A 21,593-nucleotide genomic window follows, 5' to 3' on the forward strand; every position below is an offset into this window, starting at 1 on the left:
CGCGACACGCCGCGTGGTAGGCTCGCCGCCCGCAGGCCGGGATTGCAGAGCGATTGAATGCAGGGGCCGCTCTCCAGCACAGCGCGATTCACGATCGGCCGCCGCCTCGGCGAGGGCGCGTTCGGCGTCGTCTACGAGGCGCACGACCGCGAGCGAGGCGCGCGCGTCGCATTGAAGTCGCTCCACCGCCTCGACCCCGTCGCGCTCTATCGGTTCAAGCGTGAATTCCGCGCGCTGTCCGAGGTCGTCCACCCGAACCTCGTCGCGCTCCACGAGCTGTTCTCCGAGGAGAACCGGTGGTTTTTCACGATGGACCTCGTCGAGGGCGCCGATTTCCTCTCCGCGGTGCGCGGCCCCTCCGCGCAGCGCGCCCCGGAGCCCAGCGCCTCGATGCGCGCCCCCGCCGGCGGCGATCCGGACGAGACCGCGCCGGTCGTCTCGTCGACGTGGCCCGGGCCGGTCGCCTCCGGCGGCGCCGCGCGCGATCCGGGCGACGCCGCGCGCGATCCGGGCGACGCCGCGCGCGATCCGGGCGACGCCGCGCGCGATCCGGGCGACGCCGCGCGCGATCCGGGCGACGCCGCGCGCGGCCCGGGCGACGCCGCGCGCGATCCGGCCGCCGCCCCGCCGCCGCGCTGGGGGCCGCTCCGGAGCGCGCTCGTCCAGCTCGCCCAGGGCCTCGCGGCGCTCCACGCGGCCGGCAAGCTCCACCGCGACCTGAAGCCGTCGAACGTGCTCGTGACGCGCGAGGGCCGGGTCGTCATCCTCGACTTCGGCCTCGTCACGGAGCTCTCGACGGGCTCGATCGACCAGAGCGGCAGCCACATCGCAGGGACGCCGGCCTACATGGCGCCGGAGCAGGCGAGGCGCGGGACGCTGTCGCCCGCCTGCGACTGGTACGCGGTGGGCGTCATGCTCTACGAGGCGCTCACCGGCCGGCGGCCGTTCGAGGGCGGGGCGCTCGAGGTCATCGTGCAGAAGCAGCGGGACCGGCCGCCCCCGCCGAGCGAGCTGGCGGAGGGGATCCCGGGGGACCTCGACGCGCTCTGCGCCGAGCTCCTGCGGCCCGATCCCGGCGAGCGGCCCCCGGCGCACGAGGTGCTCCGGCGGCTCTCGCCCCCGGACGGCGACGCGGAGGGCCGCGCCCGCGGCGAGGCCGGCGCGCCCGCGCGGCCCCGGGCCCAGAGCAGCGCGACGCCGGCCCCGGGCGCGCCGTTCGTCGGGCGAGAGGGGCACCTCGACGCGCTGCGCGGCGCCTTCGCGCGCGCGAGGGGCGGCCGGGCGACCACCGTGCACATCCACGGCACCTCGGGCGCGGGCAAGACCGCCCTCGTCCGCCGCTTCCTCGACGAGCTCTCGGCCGCGGGCGAGGCGGTCGTCCTCGAAGGCCGCTGCTACGAGCGGGAGTCCGTCCCGTACAAGGCCGTCGACAGCCTCATCGACGCGCTCAGCCGCCACCTCGCGCGCCTCCCCCGCCTGGACGCCGCCGAGCTCATGCCGCGCGACGTGCACGCGGTCGTGCGGCTCTTCCCCGTGCTCGGGCAGGTCGACGCGATCGCCCGGGCGCCGCGGCGCGAGGTCGAGCCCCCGGACGCCCGGGAGCTCCGCCGGCGCGGGTTCGCCGCCCTGCGCGAGATCCTCGCGCGGATCGCGGACCGGCGGCCGCTCGTCCTGTTCATCGACGACCTGCAGTGGGGCGACGCCGACAGCGCCGCGCTCCTCACCGACCTCCTCCGCGAGCCCGACGCGCCCGCGCTGCTCTTGCTCCTCTGCTACCGGAGCGAGGACGCCGCGCGGAGCGAGCTCGTGGCGCGGCTGCTCCCGCCCGACGCGGCCGGCGCGGACGCGGGCGACGTCCGCGCCCTCGCCGTCGGCGCGCTCTCGCCCGAGGAGGGGCGCGCCCTCGCCCTGGCGCTCCTCGGCGGCGGCGACCGGGCCGCCGCGCAGGCCGACGCGATCGCGCAGGAGGCCGAGGGGAACCCGTTCTTCGTGCTCGAGCTCTCGCGCGAGGTCGAGGGGCGCGCCGCGCCCGAGTCGTCGCGCGGCGCCGGCGTCCGGCTCGGGTCGGTGCTCGCGGGCCGCCTCCAGCGCCTGCCCGCGGCGGCGCGGCGCCTGCTCGAGGTGGTCGCCGTGTCGGGCAAGCCGCTCGGCCGCCGCGACGCCCGGGAGGCCGCGGGGCTCACCCCCGACGAGGAGCAGGCCGCGCTCGCGGCGCTCCGGGCCGCGAGCGCGATCCGCACGCGGGGCCAGCGCGACGAGCAGGAGCTCGAGACGTTCCACGACCGCATCCGCGAGGCGGCGCTCGCGCAGCTCGGCGCGGCGGAGCTCGCGGCGGTCCACCTCGGGCTCGCCGCCGTCCTGGAGGCGTCGGGGCGGGCCGAGGCGGACGTGCTCGCGATGCACTTCCGGCGCGGCGGGCGCGCCGACGAGGCGGCGCGCTACGCGGTGAAGGCGGGCGATCGCGCGGCCGAGGCGCTCGCGTTCGATCGCGCCGCGGAGCACTACGCCGCCGCGCTCGAGGCGGCGCCGGCGGGCGCGGCCGACGCGCGCGCGCTCCGGGTCAAGCTCGCCCACGCCCTGCGCAACGCCGGCCGCGGCGCCGAGGCGGCCCGGGCGTACGCCGCCGCGGCCGAGGGCGCGGCGCCGCGGGAGAGCCTCGATCTGCGGCGCTGCGCCGCCGAGCAGCTGCTCGTGAGCGGCCACATCGAGGAGGGCAAGCGCGCGCTCGCGGGCGTGCTCGCCACGGTGGGGATGCGGCTCGCCGAGCGCCGGTGGGCGGTGCTGCTCTCGCTCCTGTTCTGGCGGCTCCTCCTGCGGCTGCGCGGGTTCCGCTTCCGGGAGCGTGACGCGCGCGCGCTGCCAGCCGAGACCCTGACGCGCCTCGACATCTGCTGGTCGGCCTCGGTCGGGCTCGCGATGGCCGACGTCCTCCAGGGCGCCGCGCTCCAGGCGCGGCACCTCTTCCTCGCGCTCCGCGCCGGCGAGCCCTACCGCCTCGCCCGCGCCATCGCCACCGAGATCGGGCACCTCGGCACCGACCACGTCGTGGGGCGCCGCCTCGCGCACCGGCGCTACGCCACGGCCGCGGCGCTCGCGGAGAAGGTCGGCGATCCGTACCTCGTCGCGGTCAACAAGTGCATGCTCGGGGTCGTCGAGTGCCTCTCCGGCCGCTGGGCCGAGGGCCTCGCGCTCTGCCGCGAGGCCGAGGATCTCCTGCGCGCGCGCTGCGCCGGCGTCGCGTGGGAGCTCGGCACGAGCAGCCGGTTCATGATGGTGGCCCACTACCACCGCGGGGAGCTCGACGCGCTCGCCCGGCTCGCGGCCCCGCGCATCGCCGACGCGGACGCGCGCGGCGACCTCTACGCCGCGAGCTTCTTCCGGGTGGGGCTCACGTACATCGTGCCGCTCGCCGCGGACCGGCCGGACGCCGCGCGCGACGAGGTGCTGGGCGCCATGGCGCGGTGGCCGCGCCGCTGGTTCGACCACCTCGACTGCCTGGAGACCGTGGCGCTCGGGCGCATCGATCTCTACGCCGGGGCGCCGCTCGAGGCGCGGCGGCGGATCCGGGACCGCTGGCGCAAGATCGCCTTGTCGTTCCTGCCGAGGTTCCAGTACTACCGCGTATTGATTCATCATTTGCGCGCCTCCGCGGCGCTCGAGGCCGCCGCGCGCGCGGCCTCCGGCGACGCCCGGCTCGCGCGGCGCCTCCTCGGCGAGGCGGAGCGGGACGCGCGGAGGCTCTCGCGCGAGGGCGCGCCGTGGGTCGCGCCGATGGCGACGTCGCTGCGCGCCGCGATCGCGGCGCAGCGGGGCCAGGTCGCCCAGGCGCTCTCGCTCCTCGAGGAGGCGGCGGCGGCGTTCGACGGGTGCGAGATGGCCCTGTTCGCCGCCTGCGCCCGCCGCCGCCGCGGCCAGCTCCTCGGCGGGGAGGAGGGCCGCGCCCTGATCGAGGCGGCGGACGCATGGATGGCGGGCCAGGGCATCCGGAACCCGGCCCGCATCGCGGCGATCTTCGCGCCGGGGTTCAGCTGAGGTCGATCTCGACGGTGTGCACCGCGGCCATCGCCGGCGAGGCGCGGAGCGCCGCGAGCAGCGGGCCGCGCCCCTGCGGATCGCCGCCCTCGGCCCGGTGGGCGACGATCAGCAGGAGCGCCGCCGGGTCGGGCGGGGCCATGATCTCCGCGAGCAACGCGGCGCTGTCCGCGTCGCCCCAGTGGGCGTCGGCGATGAAGACGATCACCGGGCGGCGATCGGAGAGCCGCCCGAGCAGGTCGCGGAGCGCGGCCGACGCGCGCGCCCGGAGCCGCGGCTCGCCCTCGTCGTCGGCGGGGCTCCGCGGCGAGGCGCGCACGGCCGGGACGCGCGCGAGCACGGGGAAGACGCGGGCGAGCGCGGCGGCGCCGCGGGGCATGAGCGCGGCGGCCTGCTCGGGCGGGGCCCGCACGAGGTGGCGGCTGAGCGCGTCGATCGCGCCGTCGAGCGCCTTGAACGGCACCTGCTCGCGCTCGTGGCACCTGCTTTCGAGGACGAGCGCGTCCTCGGCCCAGCCGTCGAGGAAGGCGCGCACGCGGGCGCCCGGCTCCGCCCCGGCGGCGCCCTGGACGAGGACCAGGCACGGCTGCCCCCCGCGCGCCCGCGCGAGCGCGCCGGCGAGCGCGTCGAGCGCCGGCCCGGGAGGCGGGCGCGCCGCGCGCGCGCCGCGGCCGCTCTGCGCCGGGGTCGGGGGCGCCGGGCTGTCCGCCCCGCCGAGGCGCCGGATCACCTCGGGGCCGGAGGGGCGCCGCTCCGGCGCCGTGGACAGGAGATCGGCGGCGAGGCTGGCGAGGTCGTCCGGCGCCCACGGCGCGACGTCCTGGAGCCGGCGGGGCGCGGCGCGTTGCTTCTCGGCGAGGATCTCGAGGGGCGTCCCCGCGAAGGGCGGCTCTCCTGCGAGCGCCTCGAAGAGCATCACGCCGAGGGCGTACCAGTCGGCGCTCGGCGTGACGGCGCGCGCGCTCACCTGCTCCGGCGCCATGTACCGCGGCGTCCCCACGAGCTGCTCGGCGTCGGTCGCGCTCTGCCCGCTGTGCGACAGGCGCGAGGCGATGCCGAAATCGAGCACGACGGCGCGCCCCTCGGGCGTGACGAGCACGTTCGAGGGCTTGAGGTCGCGGTGGACGAGCCGCGCCTCGTGCACGGCGAGGAGCGCCCGGGCGACCTGGACGAGCGACGACCGCACCCGCGCGACGTCGGCGCGCGCCTCCGGGCGGCCGGCGCGGACATCGATCGACGTGGGCGATGCGGGCCAGCGCACGACGGCTTCTTCCTGCGTGGCGTCGAGATCGATTCCCTCGTCCGGGGGCGCCGTGCTCGGGAGATGGGTCTCCGGGGCCGGGGCCGTGGTTGGCGCGGCGCCGCCCGCGGCGTCCTGCCCGCGCACGTAGGTGAGCCAGTCCACGCCGTGGATGAGCTCCATGGTGAAGAGCCACTCGTCTCCGCCGCCGATGAGATCGTGGAGGCGGACCAGGTTGTCGTGCGCGATGTCGGCCAGCGCCCGGAATTCCCGCTTGAAGCGGTACAGCGCCGGCGCGCTCACGCGCGCGAGGGTCTTCAGGGCGACGCGCTCGCCGCGCGCGCGATCGAGCGCCTCGTACACGATCCCGAAGCCGCCTGCCCCGAGCCGCCGGACGATCTGAAAGCGCTCGGGGACATGCGGCATGGAGGCTACGCGAGGTGAGGTCCCTGTGGAGCGACCGTATCAGGTCGTGGCGCTCGGCGGCCAGCGTCGCGCGCGGCCTCCGGAGCCTCCGGCGTTGAACCGGCGCGCCAGCGCGCTTTCGAGGCTGATTGACAATGCCCCGGCGGCTCCCGCATCCTGGGCTCCGATCACCCACCCGAGGCCCCGAGGCCGCAGGAAGATGCCATGAGCACCGTTCTCCACCGTCTGGATCAGTGGGCCAACGAATCCCCGTACGCGCCGGCCCAGCGTTACAAATCCGGGGGCGAGTGGACGACGCTGACGGCGCGAGACCTTCGCGACCGGGTTCACCACCTGGCGCTGTTCCTCGAGTCGAGGGGGTTCGACGCGAGCCAGATCGGCGCGATTCTCTCGTACAACTGCCCGCAATGGGTGCACGTCGATCTCGCGGCGCTGCTCGTCGGGGGCAAGTCGGCGGGGCTCTATCCGAACTCCACGGCGAAGGACATCCACTACATCCTGACGCACACCGAGGCGACGCTGCTCTCGGTGCAGAACCGGGAGTATTTCCAGAAGATCTCCGGCGAGAAGGGCGAATCCGCCGTCCCTGACAGCGTGCGATGGATCCTCGTCTTCGACGGCGACACGTCGATCGCTCCGAAGGCGATCTCGTACGAATCGGCGCTGGCCGAGGGCCGCGCGCTCGCGCAGCGGCCGGGCGCGAAGACGTACGCCGATTACCTGGCGAAGATCGATCCCAAAGCCGGCGCGTTCCTGATCTACACCTCGGGCACGACGGGCAACCCCAAGGGGGCGATGATCTCGCACGACAACCTGGCCTATACGTCCGACATCGTGGCGAAGTACTGGGGCCTGCCGTTCGCGCGCGGCACGATGTTCTCGTTCCTCCCGCTCTGTCATATCGCCGAGAAGCTGCAGAACGTGGGGGTCGGCATCACCCAGCGCTATGCCGTCAATTTCTGCTCGAAGTTCGAGAACGTCTCGGTCGAGCTCCCCGAGGTGCAGCCCACGCTGCTGCTCTGCGTGCCGCGCCTCTGGGAGAAGATGATGGAAGGCGTGATGGCGAAGGTGCGCGGCGGCAAGGGCGCGAAGAAGAAGCTCGCCGAGTGGGCGCTCTCGGTCGGCGCGCGCGTGGCCGAGGCGAAGTATGCGAAGCGGGCGCCGAGCCCGCTCGACGCGTTGCAGCTCAAGCTCGCGGACCGGCTCGTGCTCGGCAAGGTGCGCGCCGCCCTCGGCCTGGGCAAGGCCGAGATGCTGGCCTCGGGCGCGGCGGCGCTCGCGCCGCACATCTCGACGTGGTTCCGCGCGCTCGGCCTCGAGATCCTCGAGGATTTCGGCCAGACCGAGTCGACGGGCGTCATCTGCATGACCGAGCCGGGCGTCGAGAGCGCGGGGACCGTGGGCAAGCCCGTGCCCGGCGTGGAGTTCAAGCTGGCCGACGACGGCGAGATCCTGACGCGCGGCCGGCACGTGTTCGTCGGCTATTACAAGGACGAGGCGGCGACCGCGGCCGCCCTCGAGGATCGCTGGTTGCACACGGGCGACCTCGGCGAGTGGAACGAGCGCGGGCAGCTCAAGATCCGCGGTCGCAAGAAGGAGATCCTCAAGACCTCCGGCGGCAAGATGATCGCGCCGCTGCCCATCGAGGAGAAGCTCAAGGCGGCGGAGATCATCAGTCAGGTGTGCATGGTGGGCGACGGCCGCAAGTACGTCTCGGCGCTGATCACCCTGACCGAGGCGAAGCTCGCCGAGCTGAAGGGCCGTGGCGCCCTGAGCAGCGACGCCGCGATCACGACCCCCGAGGTGGTCGACCAGGTGAAGGCGCACATCGACGCCCTGAACGCGGGGCTCGCGAGCTTCGAGCAGATCAAGAAGTTCACCGTCCTCGGCCGCGAGTTCTCGGTGCAGGACGGCGAGATGACGCCGACGCTCAAGATGAAGCGCAACGTGATCGAGCAGCGCTTCCGCGGCGTGATCGACCAGATGTACGCCGAGTAAACCGAGTAAACCGAGTAGGCCGAGCAGGCCGAGCAGGCCGAGTACGCAGAGCAAGAAAACGCCGCGCCAGGGAGAGGACACATCGCGTCCTCTCGCCAATCCCCGCGATGCGTCACCCGTTCCCGTGGGGTGCGTCCTCGCGTACAATCGAGCCCGCCATGAAATCTCCTCGCTTGTTCGGCTTCATCGGGTTGCTCTTGGGCGTGGCTGCCGCTTGCGGCGCGCCCTCGCCTCAGCAGACGGCCTCCGGGACCGGCGGGGCGGGCGGCAGCGAGCCCGACGGGGCCGGAGGAACGAGCGACACGGGTGGAGCGGCCGGCGACGGCGGCGCGGGCGGCGCGGGCGGCGCGGCCGAGGCCACGTGGCCGGCCGGTTGCGACGAGCTGCCGGCGCCCATCAGGACCGAGGGCGCCATCGTCGAGCTCGCGTTCGAGCTCGTCCTCGGCGGCGAGCCGTTCGTGTTCGGCGAGCCGAACGCCGCGCCGGACGGCAGCACCGTCACGCCGCTCAACGCCCGCTTCTACGTCTCGCACGCGGCGCTGATCCAGGCGGGCGGCGAGCTCGTGCCCGTCGATATCGTCGGCCCGGACGGCGCCCCCGCCCCTCACGGGGTTTACTTCTACAACGCCGAGGACCCGGGCTCGGCCACGCTCCGGCTGCGCGCTCCGGCTGGCAGCTATGAAGGCGTCAGCTTCGTCTGGGGCTTGCACCAGGCCTGCAATGTCTCCCAGCCCGCGCAGAACGTCGCGCCCCTCTCGGAGGCCTCCCAGATGACGTGGCCGCACACCGGCTATCTCTGGCTGCGCTACGAGGGCAGGGTGGATCCGCCGGCCGGAGGTGATCCCGTCGATCCGGACGAAGGGGCGGTCCCGCCGGCGGTCCACATGGGCGGCAACCTCGTCATGGATCTCGTCCCCAGGGTCGAGGTACGAGGCGCCGTGTCCGTGCCCGAGAGCGGCTCGACGGGCAAGGTCGTCCGGGTCGCCATGGACGAGGTCTTCGAGGGCGCCACGGCGGACGTCGACTTGACCGGGTTCATGGGGCCGCCCGGGCCCGTGGGCGACGAGCTCCTCGCGGGTGAGCGCCTGCGGCGCAGCCTTCCCGACCTGACGGTGTTCGCCTTCGCTCCGTGACGCCGCGCTCGAGCCGTGGCGGGGCCGTCGGCCTGGCGGCGCTGCTCCTTGCGGGCGGATGCGGCGGCGACGGGCCGGCGGGCTCCGGACCTTCGCCGCCGCTCGTCACGGACGCCATCCCCGCCGGGTTTCCGGCGCGCGCCGCGGCGGCCAGAGCGCCGGCCGAAAACGCGCTCACCGAGGCGAGGGCCCAGCTCGGCAAGCGGCTCTTCTTCGACACGCGCCTCTCTCGCACCGGCGAGGTGGCGTGCGCGAGCTGCCACCGCCAGGAGCACGCCTTCGCCGAACCGGACCCCGTCTCCCGGGGGGTCGACGGCCGCCTGGGGCAGCGGAACGCGCCCGCGCTGGTGAACCTGGCCTGGGGCGAGAGCTTCCTGTGGGACGGCCGCGCGGCCACCCTGGAAGAGCAGGCGGGGATGCCCATCGAGCACCCCGACGAGATGGGTCTATCGCTCGCCGAGGCCGTCGCCCGTGTCGCCGGCGATGACGTCTATGTGAAGGCGTTCGCGGATGCCTATGGCGGCCCGCCCGGTGAGGAGTCCTTGCGCCAGGCCATCGCCAGCTTCGTCCGTTCGATCGTCAGCGCCGACAGCCCTTACGACCGGCACCTGCGCGGGGACGACACGAGCTTCGGAGACGCCGAGCGCCGCGGCGAGGCGCTGTTCCTGACCGAGCGGGCTGGCTGCTTCCATTGCCACCCGGCCGGAAGGCTCACCAACGAAGGCTTCTTCAACAACGGCACCTACCTCGACGGCGGCGACGTCGGGCGCCAAAGGATCACCGGACGGACGGGCGACCTCGGGAAATTCAAGGTGCCCGGTCTGCGGAACATCGCGGCGAGCGCCCCCTACATGCACGATGGATCGCTGGCCACGCTGGAGGCGGTGGTCGACCATTACGATCGCGGCGGTCTGGGCCATGTCTCCACCGATCCGCAGATCGAGGAGCTGGGGCTCTCGCCGGACGAGAAGGCCGATCTGGCGGCGTTCCTGCGGTCGCTGACCGATCCCGCCTTCCTCGACGATCCGCGGTACCGCCCCTGAGCGAGAAAGAGAGACCTGGCCACGAGGAGCCAGGTCTCCGTCACATCAGGCCTTCGCGAAGTACGCCTCGAGCTCGTCGGCCCCGCCGATGTACTTCCCGTCGATGAAGACCTGCGGCGTCGACGACTTCCCGCTCACCGCCCGCAGCCGGCGCGGCGAGGCCGCCACCTCCTCGTACGCGAGGCCCCGCTCCTCCAGGAGCCGCTTCGCCTTCGCGCAGTAGCCACACCCCGGCTTCGTGAACATCAGCACGTCGTTCGGCGCCTTCGACGACGGATCCAGGTGCTTCAGCATCGTGTCCGCGTCCGACACCTCGAAGGGATCGCCCTCCTTCTCGGGCTCGATGAACATCTTCTTGATGACGCCATCCTCGACCAGCATCGAGTAGCGCCACGAGCGCTTGCCGAACCCGAGGCTCGCCTTATCGACGAGCATCCCCATCTTCTCGGTGAACTCCCCGTTCCCGTCGGGCAGGAACAGGACCTTGTCCGCCTGCTGCGCCTTGCACCACTCATCCATCACGAACGCGTCGTTCACCGAGATGCACGCGATCGTGTCGACCCCGCGCCGCTTGAACTCTGCCGCGAGCTCGTTGTAGCGCGGCACATGGCTGCTCGAGCAGGTGGGCGTGAAGGCGCCCGGCAGCGCGAACACCACCACCTTCTTGCCCGCGAACACGTCCTTGGTGGTCACGTCCTTCCACTGACCGTCGACACGCGTGCGAAACGTGACATCCGGAACGCGCTGCCCTTCGAGGTTCTTCAGCATGACTGTCGTGCTCCTCCAGTGCTCTTCTGGGCGCCGTCGGGACGGCGACCTTTGTCCAACGTCGTGCGGCGCTCCACGCGGCGCTCTCGCCCTGTGGCCGGCGAGAACTTAACCCCGCGCATCGACGCCGGCCAGCCGTTGCGCGTGCTCCGGAGGTCGTGCGCGCGGCCGCGCGCGATGCGGCACAGCCCGCTGTGGCGTTTCTGCAGCTGCCAGCGTCAGAGCGTGCCTGACAGGCGACCCCCACCGCAGGCCGCGCGTCCAGGCCAGGGCCGGCCGACAGCCGCGGAGCCCCGGCCGCCGCGGGAGCGCGACGTCAGTCTTTCCGCGGCAGCTCCGCCGCGCGCCACAGGTACCAGCTCGCCACCGTGCGGTACGGCTTCCAGCGCGCCCCGCGCCGCTCGAGGTCCTTGCGCCCCGGCAGGTCGCGCTGCTTGAACGCGATCGCGAAACCTTTGCGGATGCCGTAGTCGTCCACGGGCAGCACGTCGGGGCGGCCGAGCCGGAACATGAGGAGCATCTCCGCCGTCCAGCGGCCGATGCCGCGCACTTGCGTGAGGCGCTCGATGATCGCCTCGTCGTCCATGCCGTGGACCTCGGCGAGCGTGGGGAGCTCGCCGTTTTGCGTCCTCCGCGCGAGGTCGCGCAGCGCGAGCAGCTTCGCGCGCGAGAGGCCGGCGGCGCGGAGCTGCTCGTCCGAGGCGCGCAGGACCTGCTCGGGCGTGAAGCCCTCGTGCGCCGGGGGGAAGAGCGCGCGCACGCGCGCGAAGATGGTCGCCGCGGCCTTGCCGGTGAGCTGCTGGTAGACGATCGACTCCGCGAGCGCGAGGAAGAGGCTCGACGTCCGGTCGAGCCGCATGCCGAACGGCCCGACCCGATCGATGAGCCGCCCGAGGGCCGCGTCGGACGCGCGCAGCCGCTCGACGGCGGCGGCCGGATCGAAGCCGTACGCGCCGCCGCCAGCGGCCTGAGGCGCGCTGGCCGCCGCGCCGTCGGCCTGAGGGTGAGGCGCACTGGCCGCCGCGCCGTCGGCCTGAGGGTGAGGCGCGCTGGCCGCCGCGCCGTCGGCCCGGGGCGCGCAGGCTGCCAGCGCGCGCTCGATCTCGAGGAGGCGGAGCTTGGTCGTGACGCCGCCGTCGGCGGAGAAGCCGCCGACCTTGCCGCCGGCCGCGAGCACGCGGTGGCACGGCACGAGGATCGCGAACGGGTTGCGCCCGAGCGCCTGCCCCACGGCGCGCGCCGCGCCGATCGACCCGAGCCGCGCCGCGATGTCGCCGTAGGTCAGCGTGGCGCCCGGCGGGATGGCGCGCGCGACCTCGTAGACGCGGCGGTGGAACGGCGGCACGCGCTCCATATCGAGCGGGACGCCGGACAGATCGCTCGCCTCGCCGCGGAGGAGCGCGGCGATGCCGTCGATGGCGCGCTGCACGTCGGGCGGGGGCGGCGCCTCGAGCGCGCCCGGCATGCGCTCCAGCAGGCGCGCGCGCGTGCCGTCCTCGCGCCCCTCCGGGAGCTGCAAGAGGGCGACGCCGCGCGCGCCCCACGCGATGCCGCACCGGCCGATCGCCGTATCGAAGAGGAGGAAACCGTGTGCCGTCATGAGGGCTCGGCGCGGGCCGAGCGCCCGCGTCCGGCGGCCATCCTAGGAGCGGCCGGCGAGCCGGTCTTGGAAGATCTTGCGATCCCCGCGCGCCGCCCGGCGGAAGCCGCGGGGGGAGACGCCGGCGGCGCGGTGGAAGGTGCGGACGAAGTTGGAGAGGTCGCCGAACCCGACGTCGAGCGCGATGTCGGTGATCGACCGGGCGCTGTCGGCCAGGAGGCGCGCCGCGCGGCGCAGGCGGGCGCGGACGAGGTACTGGTGCGGGGTCACGCCGACCACGCGCGCGAACAGCCGCAGGAAGTGGAACGGGCTGAGCCCGACCTCGCGCGCGGCGCCCTCGAGATCGATCGGCTCGTGCGCGTGCTCGTCGAGCCAGATCGCCGCCTCCACGGCGCGGCGGCGGTCGCGCGCGTGCGCCTCGGGCGGCGGCTGCTCCCGCCCGGAGGCGACCTCGACGAAGCGGGCGGCGAAGAGCATTCCCGCCTCGTCGACGCCGATGTCGCTCCTGCCGTCGGCGGCCGCCTGGGCGAGCTCGCCGAGCACCATCAGCTCGGGCAGCGGCGGCACGCCGCCGGTCCGGAAGGCCGCGGCCGGGGCGCCGAGCGCCTCGAGCAGCGGCGGCGCGAGGTGGATGGACAGGCACTCGTCGCCGCGGACGTGCTCGTGCGTGCACATGTACTCGTCGCCGGGGTGGCCGATGAGGAGCGACCCGGCCACGAGCTCGAACGACTCCCCCCGGACGCGGTAACCGAAGCTGCCCTTGCGCACGTAGGAGACCGAGAAGCCGCGGTGCTGCTCGACGAACGGCGCGTCGGCGGGGCCGGCGTTGCACCGGTAGTCGAGCACCGAGATGGCCCCGCGCTCCAGCACCGTCGTGACCAGCATGCCCCGCCGACTGTACCCGCGGCGGAGGGGCGGAGCAACGCGCGCCCCGGGCCGCCTCGCGCGGCCGAGGCGGCGCTCGTCGATCGCGTCGCGCGCGCCCGCGCGCCGCTCAGGCCTGCGGGGCGTCGGCGCGCTTGTGGCCCCTGACCGTCGTGATCGGCAGGATCGCGGTGCCGATCCGGTCGATCTCGGCCACGTCGCAGAACCCGGCGCCGGTGAGCACCGCGGGGAGCCGGTCCGCGAGGTTGTCGTCGAAGCGGCGCGCGAGGGCGTCGTCGTGGCGGTGCGCGATGCGGCCGAACCAGCGGAGCGCCCGCATGGCCGCCCGGCCCGGCGCGTTGCGCGGCGACCCGAAGTCGGCGAGGAGCAGCGCGCCGCCCGGGCGGAGCACGCGGAGCATCTCCTCCGCCGTGCGCCGTTTGTCGTCGGCGGCGAGGTGGTGGAACATGAGGCTCGACACCACGCGATCGAAGGTCCCGTCCGCATACGGCAGCGCCCAGGCCATGGCCCGCTCGAAGCGCACGCCCGCGCCGGCGCGCGCGGCCTTGTCGCGGGCGAGGGCGAGGACCTCGGCGTCGCCGTCGACCGCGTGCACCTCCACCCCGGGGTGGCGCTGCTGCGCGAGCACCGCGAGCGTGCCGGTGCCACAGCCCACGTCGAGCACCCGCTGGCCGGGGGCCAGCTCCAGGTTCGCGACGAGCTGGCTCCGGAAGGCCTCCTCGCGGAAGAGCAGCCGGATCGCGGGGTCGTAGAAGCGCGTCAGGGCGGCGGGGCCGAGGGCGTGGACGTATCGAGCGTTCGTCTGCATGGCGTCTCCTCGTTGGGGGTCTCGCCGGGGGACGACGCACTGGCCGCGAGCTCATTACACCTGGCTCGCTCCGAAATGAGCCGGCCAGCGGGCCGCGCCGGGGTCGGCCTGTCCTGCCGGCGACGATCGGCGGCGTCCCAAAGCGCCGGGAGGAGGGAGGGCAGGGGAGAAAAATCTGGTCGTGTTGTAACTGTTCTCCAGGGCACCTGCGCATCCTCGGGAGCATGGCGGCAGCGCCGATCGGCGGCGGTGCTCCGAGGAGGCGAGATTGAACCGCCGAGGCGGCAAGGACGGCAAGGAGACAAGAGACAAGAAGGGACGACTTCGGTTCTCCTGGCGCCCTCGGCGGCTCGGCGGTGACCTCTTCTGGAGCGCCGGCGCGGCCGAGCGCGCCAGGTGTCCTCTCGTCCATGCCGCTGATCCTGAGTTTGTCTTAAGGCTCTTCCCGAGGAAGAGCACGGGAGATCACGGGCGCAGAGAGAGCCGGCCAGAAGGCCCGCTGGAGCAAACTCCCGTGTTGCTGGGAGCGGGGGTGTCGCTATAGTCGCTCCATGCAATCGACGGTCGACTCCACGGCTGAGCTCGAGCCCCTCGACGAGATCGGCGACGCCTGGTCCATCGCGCAGCCCGGGCTGCGCGCCCGCGCGATCCGCGAGCGAGCGCCGCTCCTGCGCGCGCGCCTCCAGGCCTCTCGGCCGGTGGTCTCGGTGCGGACCTTCGATACGATGCAGCTCGCTTACCCGACCCGCTATGCGTTCTGGGGAGCGGCGATCCTGCCGTCGCCGTTCGCCATCATGACACAGCGGGTGTTCCTGGTTCAGTTCGAGCGAGCCGGCCAGCTGAAGAACCTGCTGTTCAACCCGACGGATCCCCAGGGCGCGCTGCGGGCGCCGTACCTGGAGCGGCTGCGCGCGCGCCATCCGGTGATGTCGCACCTCAGCACGCGCGTCTTCGCGCCGCTCACCTCGCAGCTCCGGAGCGCCGGCATCGCGCCGGAGGACATCGATTACATCGCCTACGACCATTTCCACCTCCAGGACCTGCGCAAGCACCTCGGCACGAAGGGGAGCCCGGCGCCCGTCACCTTCCCGTCGGCGCAGCTCATCGCCCAGCGGCGGGAGTGGGACGCCTGGGATGCGCTTCACCCGCTGCAGTCGGCCTTCTACGTGGAGGACGGCAAGCGCGACGTGCTCGAGAACCGCGTTCGCCTCATCGACGGCGACGTCCTCCTGGGCGACGGCGTGATGCTGGTGCGGACGCCGGGGCACAGCACCGGCAACCAGACGCTCTTCTTCAAGACGGAGCGGGGCATCTTCGGCGTCAGCGAGAACGGGGTCGCGGCGGACAACTGGTCGCCGCTCGAGAGCCGCCTGCCGGGCGTGGCGGCGCGGTGCAAGGACCAGCGCCTCGAGGTCCTGCTCAACCTCGATACGCCCGAGTCCGGCGCCGATCAGTACTCCTCGATGCTCCTCGAGCGCGCCGTCGTGGATCCGGTCCCGGAGCGGCCCGGGTTCGTTCAGATGGTGACCGGCTTCGAGGTGACCCGCTCGGCGCTGGCCCCCGGGGTGAGCCCGACTCACCATTTCGGCGGGCTGAGCGTGGGCTCGCTCCGTCCCAAGCCGGCGCGGGCCGCGCGTGCGCCCGCGCCGGCCCACGAAGCCCGGCCGTGATCGTCAGGCCATCCCCTCGAAGCCGGGCAGCGGATCGTACGCCTGCTCGGGGTCGTCCTCCTCGCCGGGCTCGGCCCAGGCCGGCGCGTCGTCGGTTCCGGTGCCGCCGCCGGTGTCGCTGAGCAACCCGTCGAACGGCCCCGGCAGCGGCTCGTCCTCGTCGGCCTCGAGCAGCGCGTCCATCCCCTCCACCTCGCCGGTCGCGAGGTAGCGCTCCCACGCCGTCGGGTGGTCCCGGGCGCAGAGCGCCGAGAGCGCGGCGATGCCCAGGCGCACGATCGGCTTCCCGTCGGTGCTGCTGCGGGGCCGCGCCCTCAGCTCGCGCGGGGCGTACACCGTGAGCTCGAGGGGCGCCACGTCCGCCACGTGATAGTGCACGTACTCCCGGAGCTCTCCGCCCTTCTGGATCGTCACGCGCTCGCGCTCGAAGGTCCAGCCGAGCGCCCGCACGTGCCGCTCCAGCGCCTCTTCGTCGGCGGGGAACACGTGCAGATCGACGTCGCTGCCGCGGCGGATATGGCCGGTGGAGACCGAGCCGATCAGCCGGGGCGAGAACGGCGCGAGCGCGCGCATGGCCTCCAGCGCCACGATGCGCAGCGCGAACAGCCGGCGCGTGCGCTGGCTCCCCTCGGCGCGCTCGGCGAAGAGGAGCAGCGCCTCGCGGATCTCCCCGTTCGAGGGCAGGTCCGCGGGCCGGTACCGCGCCCGCCGCCCCTCGATCTGGCCGAGGATCCGCTTCGCGGCCATGCGCTTGGCGGTGAAGTACTGGTCCACGCCCTCCTCGTACATGAGGCGCGCGGCCTCGGCGGCGATGCGGGTCCGCAGCCCGCCGGATCGCTCGGCGCTCATCGGCTCACCCGCGCCGCGCGCGCTGCCGGCGCTGCCGCCGCGCCGCGCGCTGCCGGCGCCGCGGCGAGCGCCGGCCCGAGGGCCTGCCGCAGCCGGAGCATCGCGCCGCCGACCAGGCGGCCGCCCCGCGGCGCCCCGAACAGGCGCTTCTGCACGACCTGCTGCGCCACCCCGAGACGGCGCGCGATCTCGCCCTGCGACAGCCCGTCGAAAAAGTAGGCCTCGACGACCTCGCGCTGCTTCGCCGTCAGCGCGGTCTCGACCGCATCCCGCACCGCGGCGCAGAGCCGGTCTCGGCCCGGCGACCCGGCCTCGTCGCCCCAGAGCCGGCGATCGTCGCCCCAGCGATCCACGTCGCCGCAGAGGACCTCCCGGCGCGCCTTGCGCTCACGCGAGCGGCTCCTTTCGCAGATCATGGGCGGGGGCGGGCTCGCCGCCGGTCGAGAGCAGGGAGAGGTCCGCGCCGTCGAGCAGGAGCTCCACGGCGGCCTCGGGGCTCAGCACGGACGCGGCCGGCGAGCGGCCGCCGAGGTCCCACCGGCGGAGCCGCGCGAGGTCGGCGAGGGCGCTCGTGCGCCGGAGGCGCCGCTTCGTCGGGCCGGGCGCGCGCAAGAGGTGCAGGTGGTGCCGCACGAGCCAGACCACCCGCGGGCAGACGAGCTCCGCGAGCACGTCGGCGCCCTCCTCGGCGTGATCGGCGGAGGCGAACGCCTTGCCGACGTCGTGGAGCAGGGCCGCGGCCCAGAGCGAGCGATCCGCGGTCTCGCGGCGGGCCAGGTCGAAGACCTGCAGGGAGTGGAAGAGCGCGTCGCCCTCGGGGTGCCAGCGCGGATCCTGCGGCACGCGGTCGAGGGCGATGAGGAGATCGAGGAGGTCCTGGTGCATCGGGGGAGGGCGGTTGGGCCGCCCGCGGGGCGCGGGCGAGCGGTGCCCTTCACCCTGGGGCGCGGCCACACCCACCGGGAGCCGCGCTGGCCGGGGCAGGGGAAGCATAGCGCGGCGCGCGCCGCGCGGGGCGAGGCGGCGCGGTAGACTGATCCCATGACCAACTCGCCCTGTCCCGCTCGCACGGGGCCGCGATCTCCTGGGCGCGGCCGACCGCGCTCCCTCGGCGCAGCGCTCGCGCGCGCGGCCGGCGTCCTCGGCCTGTGCGCGCTTCCGATGTGCGATTCGCTCGACAACATCGACGTGGAGGTCGGCGCCACGGCGGTCGTCCCGGCGGGCACGATCCTCGACGACGTCGTCGGCTTGCTGGATTTCGACGCCTTCCAGCGGATCGACCTCTCGGCGGAGTTCGAGAACCAGGGTGTCACCAAGGACGACGTCGACGAGGTGCACCTCGTCCACTTCACGCTGCGGGTCGAGAGCCCGGCCGACGGGAGCTTCGATTTCCTGCGCTCCGCGTCGTTCTTCGCCGAGGCCGAAGGGCAGCCGCGGGTGCTCATCGCGAAGCTGGACGAGGTCCCTCCCGGGGCGCGCGAGCTGTCGATGGACGTGATCGAGGGCGTGGATCTCAAGCCCTATGTCGTGGCGCCGAGCATGCGGATCACGACCGAGGCCCGCGTGAGCGGCCGTCCCGACGAGGAGACGACCGTCGCCGCGGACGTGCTGCTCGACGTCGATGTCTCCGTGCCCGGCTGCTGACGCCGCGCCGTCCTAGGCTCTCCGTCGGTCACCGCGCGCGCTGCCAGGCGACGATCCGCGTCACCGCCTCGTCGACCTGCTCGACCGGCGCCGCGAAGGACAGCCGGACATACCGCGCGCCGTCGACCCCGTCGAAGTCCGTGCCCGGCGTGAGCGCCACGCCCGTGTCGGCGAGCAGCCGCTCGCACCACGCGACCGAGTCGTCCGTGCCGACGTCGGCGTACAGGTAGAAGGCGCCGTCGGGCGGGGCGACCTTCCAGCCGAGCTCGGGCAGCCGCCGCAGCAGCAGGTCGCGCGCGGCCGCGTAGCCCTCCACCAGCCGGTCCGCCTCGGCGTACGCCTCCGGGGTCAGGGCCGCGAGCGCCGCGTGCTGCGCCAGCGCGGGCGGGCACAGCGCGAGGTTCCCCGCCAGCGCGTCGACCGGTGCGACGAGCTTCGGCGGGAGCACGAGCCACCCCAGGCGCCACCCCGTCATGGCCCAGTACTTCGAGAAGCTCGAGACGACCACGGCGCCCGCGTCGCCGTAGCGCGCCGCCGTCGCCTGGCGCCCGGCCCACGCGCCGTACGTGAGCCCGTGATAGATCTCGTCGCTCACGAGCCGGACGTCATGCTCCGCGCACCAGCGCGCGATCGCGTCGAGCTCCGCGGCGTCGATCATCGTGCCCGTCGGGTTCGCCGGGCTCGCCAGGATCAGGCCGTCGAGCTCTCCGCCGTCGTGCGCGGCCATGAGCTGCGCCGTGGTCGGCTGGAAGCGGCTCTCCGGGCCGCACGGCAGCTCGACCGCCTCCACCCCGAGGGAGCGGAGGATGTTCCGGTACGCCGGGTAGCCCGGGCGCGCGAGCGCCACGCGATCGCCCGGCTCGAACGCCGCGAGGAACGCGAGCAGGAACCCGCCCGACGACCCGGTGGTGAGGGCGACGCGCGACGGGTCGAGGTCGACGCCGTACCAGCGGCCGTAGTGCTCCGCGAGCGCGAGCCGCAGCGCCGGGATGCCGAGCGCCTCGGTGTACCCGAGGTCGCCGTCCGCGAGGAGCGCGGCCGCCCGCGCGCGCACGACGGCGGGCGCCCCGGAGCCCGGCTGGCCCGCGCACAGGCTGATCACCGGCTCGCCCGCCGCGCGCCGCGCGTTGGCGGCGGCGAGCACCTCCATGACCGCGAACGGCGGCACCTGCGAGCGGCGGCTGATCCTCATGAGACCTATCGAGTCGGGGCGATGAGGTTTACGCCATCATCCCGAGCGGCTCAACGGCCAATTGCAGCGCTTTCGTGATGTCGTCGGCCGAGGAGATTCGGCCCGTGAGGCGGGGCGAGGACGACGCGGATCGGCGCGTCGCGAGGGCGCGTCCGCTCAGGCGATGAGCGGGGCGATGAGGAGCGACACGACGCCCATCACCTTGATGAGGATCGAGATGCCGGGGCCGGACGTGTCCTTGAAGGGGTCGCCGACGGTGTCGCCGACGACGGCGGCCTTGTGGGCGTCGGAGCCCTTCGCGTGGCCGTCGAGGCCGCCCTTCTCGATGTGCTTCTTCGCGTTGTCCCAGGCGCCGCCGCCGTTCGCCATCATCAGCGAGAGCACCGCGCCGACGACGAGCGCGCCGGCCAGCGTGCCCGCGAGGACCTCGGGGCCGGCCACGAAGCCGACGACGACCGGCGCGAGCACCGCGATGGCGCCGGGCGCGATCATCTCGCGGATGGCGGCCGACGTGGCGATGTCGACGATGACCTTCGGCTGCGGGTCGACGCCCGGCTTGCCCTCGAGCAGGCCGGGGATCTCGCGGAACTGACGGCGGATCTCCTCGACGATCGAGCCGGCCGCGCGGCCGACGGCGGTCATCGTCAGGGCGCCGACGAGGCAGGGGAGGAGGGCGCCGAAGAGGAGCCCCATGAGGACCTTCGCGTCCGTCAGGTAGAGCACGAGCTCCGGGAGCCCCTTGGCGCGGCGGACCGCGTCGACCTCCATGTTGAAGGCGGCGAATAGCGCGACGACGGTGAGCACCGCCGAGCCGATCGCGAAGCCCTTGCCGACGGCCGCGGTGGTGTTGCCGACCGCGTCGAGCTCGTCGGTGATCGCGCGGACCTCCTTGCCGAGGCCGGCCATCTCGGAGATGCCGCCGCCGTTGTCGGCGATCGGGCCGTACGCGTCGACGGTCATGACGATCGCGGTGCCCGCGAGCATGCCGACCGCGGCGAGCGCGATGCCGTAGAGGCCGAGGTAGTGGTTCGAGATCCAGCCCACGGCGACGAGGGTCACGAGCGGGATCGCGACGCTCTCGAGGCCGACCGCGATGCCGCGGATGACGTTGGTGCCGGGGCCGGTGAGCGAGCTCTGGGCCACCTTGTGGATGGGGCCCATCGACGTGTAGTAGTCGGTCACGAGGCCGACGATGGCGCCGCCCGCCGCGCCGGCCGCGAGGGTGACGACGGCGCCGGAGCTGAAGCCGAGCCCCGGGAGGATGACGGCCGCCGCGAGCACGACCAGGAACGGCGGGACGATGAGCGCGAGGCGCAGCACCCGGGCCGGGGGCAGGTTCTTGAGCGCGCGCGTGATGAAGATGCCGACGACCGAGACCGCGAGGCCGATCGTCGCGAGGAGCAGCGGCAGCGACACGGCCATGGCGCGGAGCTCCACCTCGCTCGCCGACGGCGCGAGCTGCTGCAGCTTGGCGATCGGCATCGTGAGGCCGAGCGCGATCGCGGCGACGACCGCGGCCACGTAGCTCTCGTAGATGTCGGCGCCCATGCCCGCGATGTCGCCGACGTTGTCGCCGACGTTGTCGGCGATGACGCCCGGGTTGCGCGGGTCGTCCTCGGGGATGTTCGCCTCGACCTTGCCGACGATGTCGGCGCCGACGTCGGCGGCCTTCGTGTAGATGCCGCCGCCGATGCGGGCGAAGAGCGCGATCGAGCTCGCCCCGACCGCGAACGAGTGGACGATGGTCGCGAGGTGCTCGTGGTTGCGGAACAGGGCGTAGATGCCGCCCAGGCCGATGAGGCCGAGCCCCGCGACGCAGAGGCCCATGACGGCGCCGCCGTCGAGCGCGGTGACGAGCGCGGTGGGCTTGCCGTGCGCGCGGGCGGCCTCGGCCGTGCGGACGTTGGCGTACGTCGCGGCCTTCATGCCGAAGAAGCCGGCGATGAGCGACAGGAACGCGCCGGCGGCGAAGGCGCCCGCGGCGAGGAGCCCGAGCGTCGCGGCCAGGAGCGCGAAGACGACGGCGGCGTAGACGGCGAGCACCTTGTACTCGCGCGCGAGGAACGCCATCGCCCCCTCGCGGACGTAGCGCGCGATGCGCGCCATCGTCTCGTTGCCTTCGGGGGCCTTCTTGACACGCACGTAGAAGGTGCGTGCGACCACGAGCGCGACGGCGCCCGTCACGAGCGACTGATACGACAATGCATCCACGGGTGATGGTCCTCTCGCTCGCTCCCGGCCGGAGCGAGCGCCGGCTCCCTCTTCCGTCCATGACGGCGGATCAAGTGGGAAATGGCGGTGCCGC

Annotated in this window: 16 protein-coding genes; 6 read left to right on the top strand and 10 right to left on the bottom strand. The window is 74.0% G+C overall.

Annotated elements, in window-relative coordinates; translation table 11 throughout:
* Positions 1-57 precede the first annotated feature (57 nt).
* On the top strand, positions 58-4,032 hold the full coding sequence (locus tag WME83_RS06830) for a serine/threonine-protein kinase (RefSeq protein WP_437318439.1): 3,975 nt from the start codon (positions 58-60) through the stop codon (positions 4,030-4,032).
* Here WME83_RS06830 and WME83_RS06835 read toward each other — a convergent pair.
* Positions 4,025-5,698 (bottom strand): protein kinase domain-containing protein, encoded by a 1,674-nt coding sequence (locus tag WME83_RS06835; RefSeq protein WP_437318440.1) that lies wholly within the window; start codon positions 5,696-5,698, stop codon positions 4,025-4,027. The genes WME83_RS06830 and WME83_RS06835 overlap by 8 nt on opposite strands.
* A gap of 204 nt (positions 5,699-5,902) precedes the next feature.
* Between WME83_RS06835 and WME83_RS06840 the strand changes: the two genes are divergently transcribed.
* The 3 genes from WME83_RS06840 (at position 5,903) to WME83_RS06850 (ending at position 9,872) form a co-directional block, all read left to right on the top strand.
* Positions 5,903-7,696 carry an AMP-dependent synthetase/ligase gene (locus tag WME83_RS06840; RefSeq protein ID WP_437318441.1) on the top strand — a complete coding sequence of 598 codons (1,794 nt, stop codon included), beginning with the start codon at positions 5,903-5,905 and terminating at the stop codon, positions 7,694-7,696.
* Between the two features lie 158 nt (positions 7,697-7,854).
* Positions 7,855-8,829 carry an MbnP family protein gene (locus WME83_RS06845; protein WP_437318442.1) on the top strand — a complete coding sequence of 325 codons (975 nt, stop codon included), beginning with the start codon at positions 7,855-7,857 and terminating at the stop codon, positions 8,827-8,829.
* Entirely contained in the window at positions 8,826-9,872 is a 1,047-nt protein-coding gene (locus WME83_RS06850; protein WP_437318443.1) for a cytochrome-c peroxidase, read from the top strand. Before WME83_RS06845 ends, WME83_RS06850 begins: the two co-directional genes overlap by 4 nt.
* Positions 9,873-9,917: 45 nt before the next feature.
* Here WME83_RS06850 and WME83_RS06855 read toward each other — a convergent pair whose 3' ends face one another.
* The 4 genes from WME83_RS06855 to WME83_RS06870 all read right to left on the bottom strand — a co-directional run bounded on the left by WME83_RS06855 (position 9,918) and on the right by WME83_RS06870 (position 13,933).
* Positions 9,918-10,640 carry a glutathione peroxidase gene (locus WME83_RS06855; RefSeq protein ID WP_437318444.1) on the bottom strand — a complete coding sequence of 241 codons (723 nt, stop codon included), beginning with the start codon at positions 10,638-10,640 and terminating at the stop codon, positions 9,918-9,920.
* A 316-nt stretch (positions 10,641-10,956) separates the two neighbouring features.
* On the bottom strand, positions 10,957-12,240 hold the full coding sequence (locus WME83_RS06860; RefSeq protein WP_437318445.1) for a methylated-DNA--[protein]-cysteine S-methyltransferase: 1,284 nt from the start codon (positions 12,238-12,240) through the stop codon (positions 10,957-10,959).
* A gap of 42 nt (positions 12,241-12,282) precedes the next feature.
* Complete coding sequence (locus WME83_RS06865) at positions 12,283-13,125, bottom strand: helix-turn-helix domain-containing protein (protein WP_437318446.1); 843 nt, start codon at positions 13,123-13,125, stop codon at positions 12,283-12,285.
* A gap of 109 nt (positions 13,126-13,234) precedes the next feature.
* On the bottom strand, positions 13,235-13,933 hold the full coding sequence (locus tag WME83_RS06870; RefSeq protein ID WP_437318447.1) for a class I SAM-dependent methyltransferase: 699 nt from the start codon (positions 13,931-13,933) through the stop codon (positions 13,235-13,237).
* Positions 13,934-14,484: 551 nt separating this feature from the next.
* Here WME83_RS06870 and WME83_RS06875 point away from each other — a divergent pair.
* Positions 14,485-15,603 (top strand): hypothetical protein, encoded by a 1,119-nt coding sequence (locus tag WME83_RS06875; protein ID WP_437318448.1) that lies wholly within the window; start codon positions 14,485-14,487, stop codon positions 15,601-15,603.
* Between the two features lie 3 nt (positions 15,604-15,606).
* Here WME83_RS06875 and WME83_RS06880 read toward each other — a convergent pair whose 3' ends face one another.
* The 3 genes from WME83_RS06880 to WME83_RS06890 are packed head-to-tail and all read right to left on the bottom strand — an operon-like array spanning position 15,607 to position 17,337.
* Positions 15,607-16,452 (bottom strand): nucleotide-binding enzyme, encoded by an 846-nt coding sequence (locus tag WME83_RS06880; RefSeq protein ID WP_437318449.1) that lies wholly within the window; start codon positions 16,450-16,452, stop codon positions 15,607-15,609.
* Positions 16,449-16,868, bottom strand: coding sequence for a sigma factor-like helix-turn-helix DNA-binding protein (locus WME83_RS06885; protein WP_437318450.1), 420 nt, complete (start codon positions 16,866-16,868; stop codon positions 16,449-16,451). The genes WME83_RS06880 and WME83_RS06885 overlap by 4 nt, the downstream gene beginning before the upstream one ends.
* Positions 16,840-17,337, bottom strand: coding sequence for an HD domain-containing protein (locus WME83_RS06890; RefSeq protein WP_437318451.1), 498 nt, complete (start codon positions 17,335-17,337; stop codon positions 16,840-16,842). The genes WME83_RS06885 and WME83_RS06890 overlap by 29 nt, the downstream gene beginning before the upstream one ends.
* A gap of 276 nt (positions 17,338-17,613) precedes the next feature.
* Here WME83_RS06890 and WME83_RS06895 point away from each other — a divergent pair, with 276 nt between their 5' ends.
* On the top strand, positions 17,614-18,096 hold the full coding sequence (locus WME83_RS06895; protein ID WP_437318452.1) for a hypothetical protein: 483 nt from the start codon (positions 17,614-17,616) through the stop codon (positions 18,094-18,096).
* A 28-nt stretch (positions 18,097-18,124) separates the two neighbouring features.
* On the opposite strand, the gene WME83_RS06900 is transcribed toward WME83_RS06895, so the two are convergent.
* Positions 18,125-19,288 (bottom strand): pyridoxal phosphate-dependent aminotransferase, encoded by a 1,164-nt coding sequence (locus tag WME83_RS06900; protein WP_437318453.1) that lies wholly within the window; start codon positions 19,286-19,288, stop codon positions 18,125-18,127.
* 156 nt (positions 19,289-19,444) lie between these two features.
* Positions 19,445-21,499 carry a sodium-translocating pyrophosphatase gene (locus WME83_RS06905; protein WP_437318454.1) on the bottom strand — a complete coding sequence of 685 codons (2,055 nt, stop codon included), beginning with the start codon at positions 21,497-21,499 and terminating at the stop codon, positions 19,445-19,447.
* Positions 21,500-21,593: the final 94 nt, after the last annotated feature.

The organism is Sorangium sp. So ce385 (genome assembly GCF_051474135.1).
In the GTDB taxonomy this organism is placed as follows: Bacteria; Myxococcota_A; Polyangia; order Polyangiales; family Polyangiaceae; genus Sorangium; species Sorangium cellulosum_D.

Bases quoted from the DNA above. Each gene is read 5' to 3' on its own strand.
- WME83_RS06830 (WP_437318439.1), top strand. From the start codon at position 58: ATGCAGGGGCCGCTCTCCAGCACAGCGCGATTCACGATCGGCCGCCGC.
- WME83_RS06835 (WP_437318440.1), bottom strand. From the start codon at position 5,698: ATGCCGCATGTCCCCGAGCGCTTTCAGATCGTCCGGCGGCTCGGGGCA.
- WME83_RS06840 (WP_437318441.1), top strand. From the start codon at position 5,903: ATGAGCACCGTTCTCCACCGTCTGGATCAGTGGGCCAACGAATCCCCG.
- WME83_RS06845 (WP_437318442.1), top strand. From the start codon at position 7,855: ATGAAATCTCCTCGCTTGTTCGGCTTCATCGGGTTGCTCTTGGGCGTG.
- WME83_RS06855 (WP_437318444.1), bottom strand. From the start codon at position 10,640: ATGCTGAAGAACCTCGAAGGGCAGCGCGTTCCGGATGTCACGTTTCGC.
- WME83_RS06860 (WP_437318445.1), bottom strand. From the start codon at position 12,240: ATGACGGCACACGGTTTCCTCCTCTTCGATACGGCGATCGGCCGGTGC.
- WME83_RS06865 (WP_437318446.1), bottom strand. From the start codon at position 13,125: ATGCTGGTCACGACGGTGCTGGAGCGCGGGGCCATCTCGGTGCTCGAC.
- WME83_RS06870 (WP_437318447.1), bottom strand. From the start codon at position 13,933: ATGCAGACGAACGCTCGATACGTCCACGCCCTCGGCCCCGCCGCCCTG.
- WME83_RS06875 (WP_437318448.1), top strand. From the start codon at position 14,485: ATGCAATCGACGGTCGACTCCACGGCTGAGCTCGAGCCCCTCGACGAG.
- WME83_RS06880 (WP_437318449.1), bottom strand. From the start codon at position 16,452: ATGAGCGCCGAGCGATCCGGCGGGCTGCGGACCCGCATCGCCGCCGAG.
- WME83_RS06885 (WP_437318450.1), bottom strand. From the start codon at position 16,868: ATGATCTGCGAAAGGAGCCGCTCGCGTGAGCGCAAGGCGCGCCGGGAG.
- WME83_RS06890 (WP_437318451.1), bottom strand. From the start codon at position 17,337: ATGCACCAGGACCTCCTCGATCTCCTCATCGCCCTCGACCGCGTGCCG.
- WME83_RS06895 (WP_437318452.1), top strand. From the start codon at position 17,614: ATGTGCGATTCGCTCGACAACATCGACGTGGAGGTCGGCGCCACGGCG.
- WME83_RS06900 (WP_437318453.1), bottom strand. From the start codon at position 19,288: ATGAGGATCAGCCGCCGCTCGCAGGTGCCGCCGTTCGCGGTCATGGAG.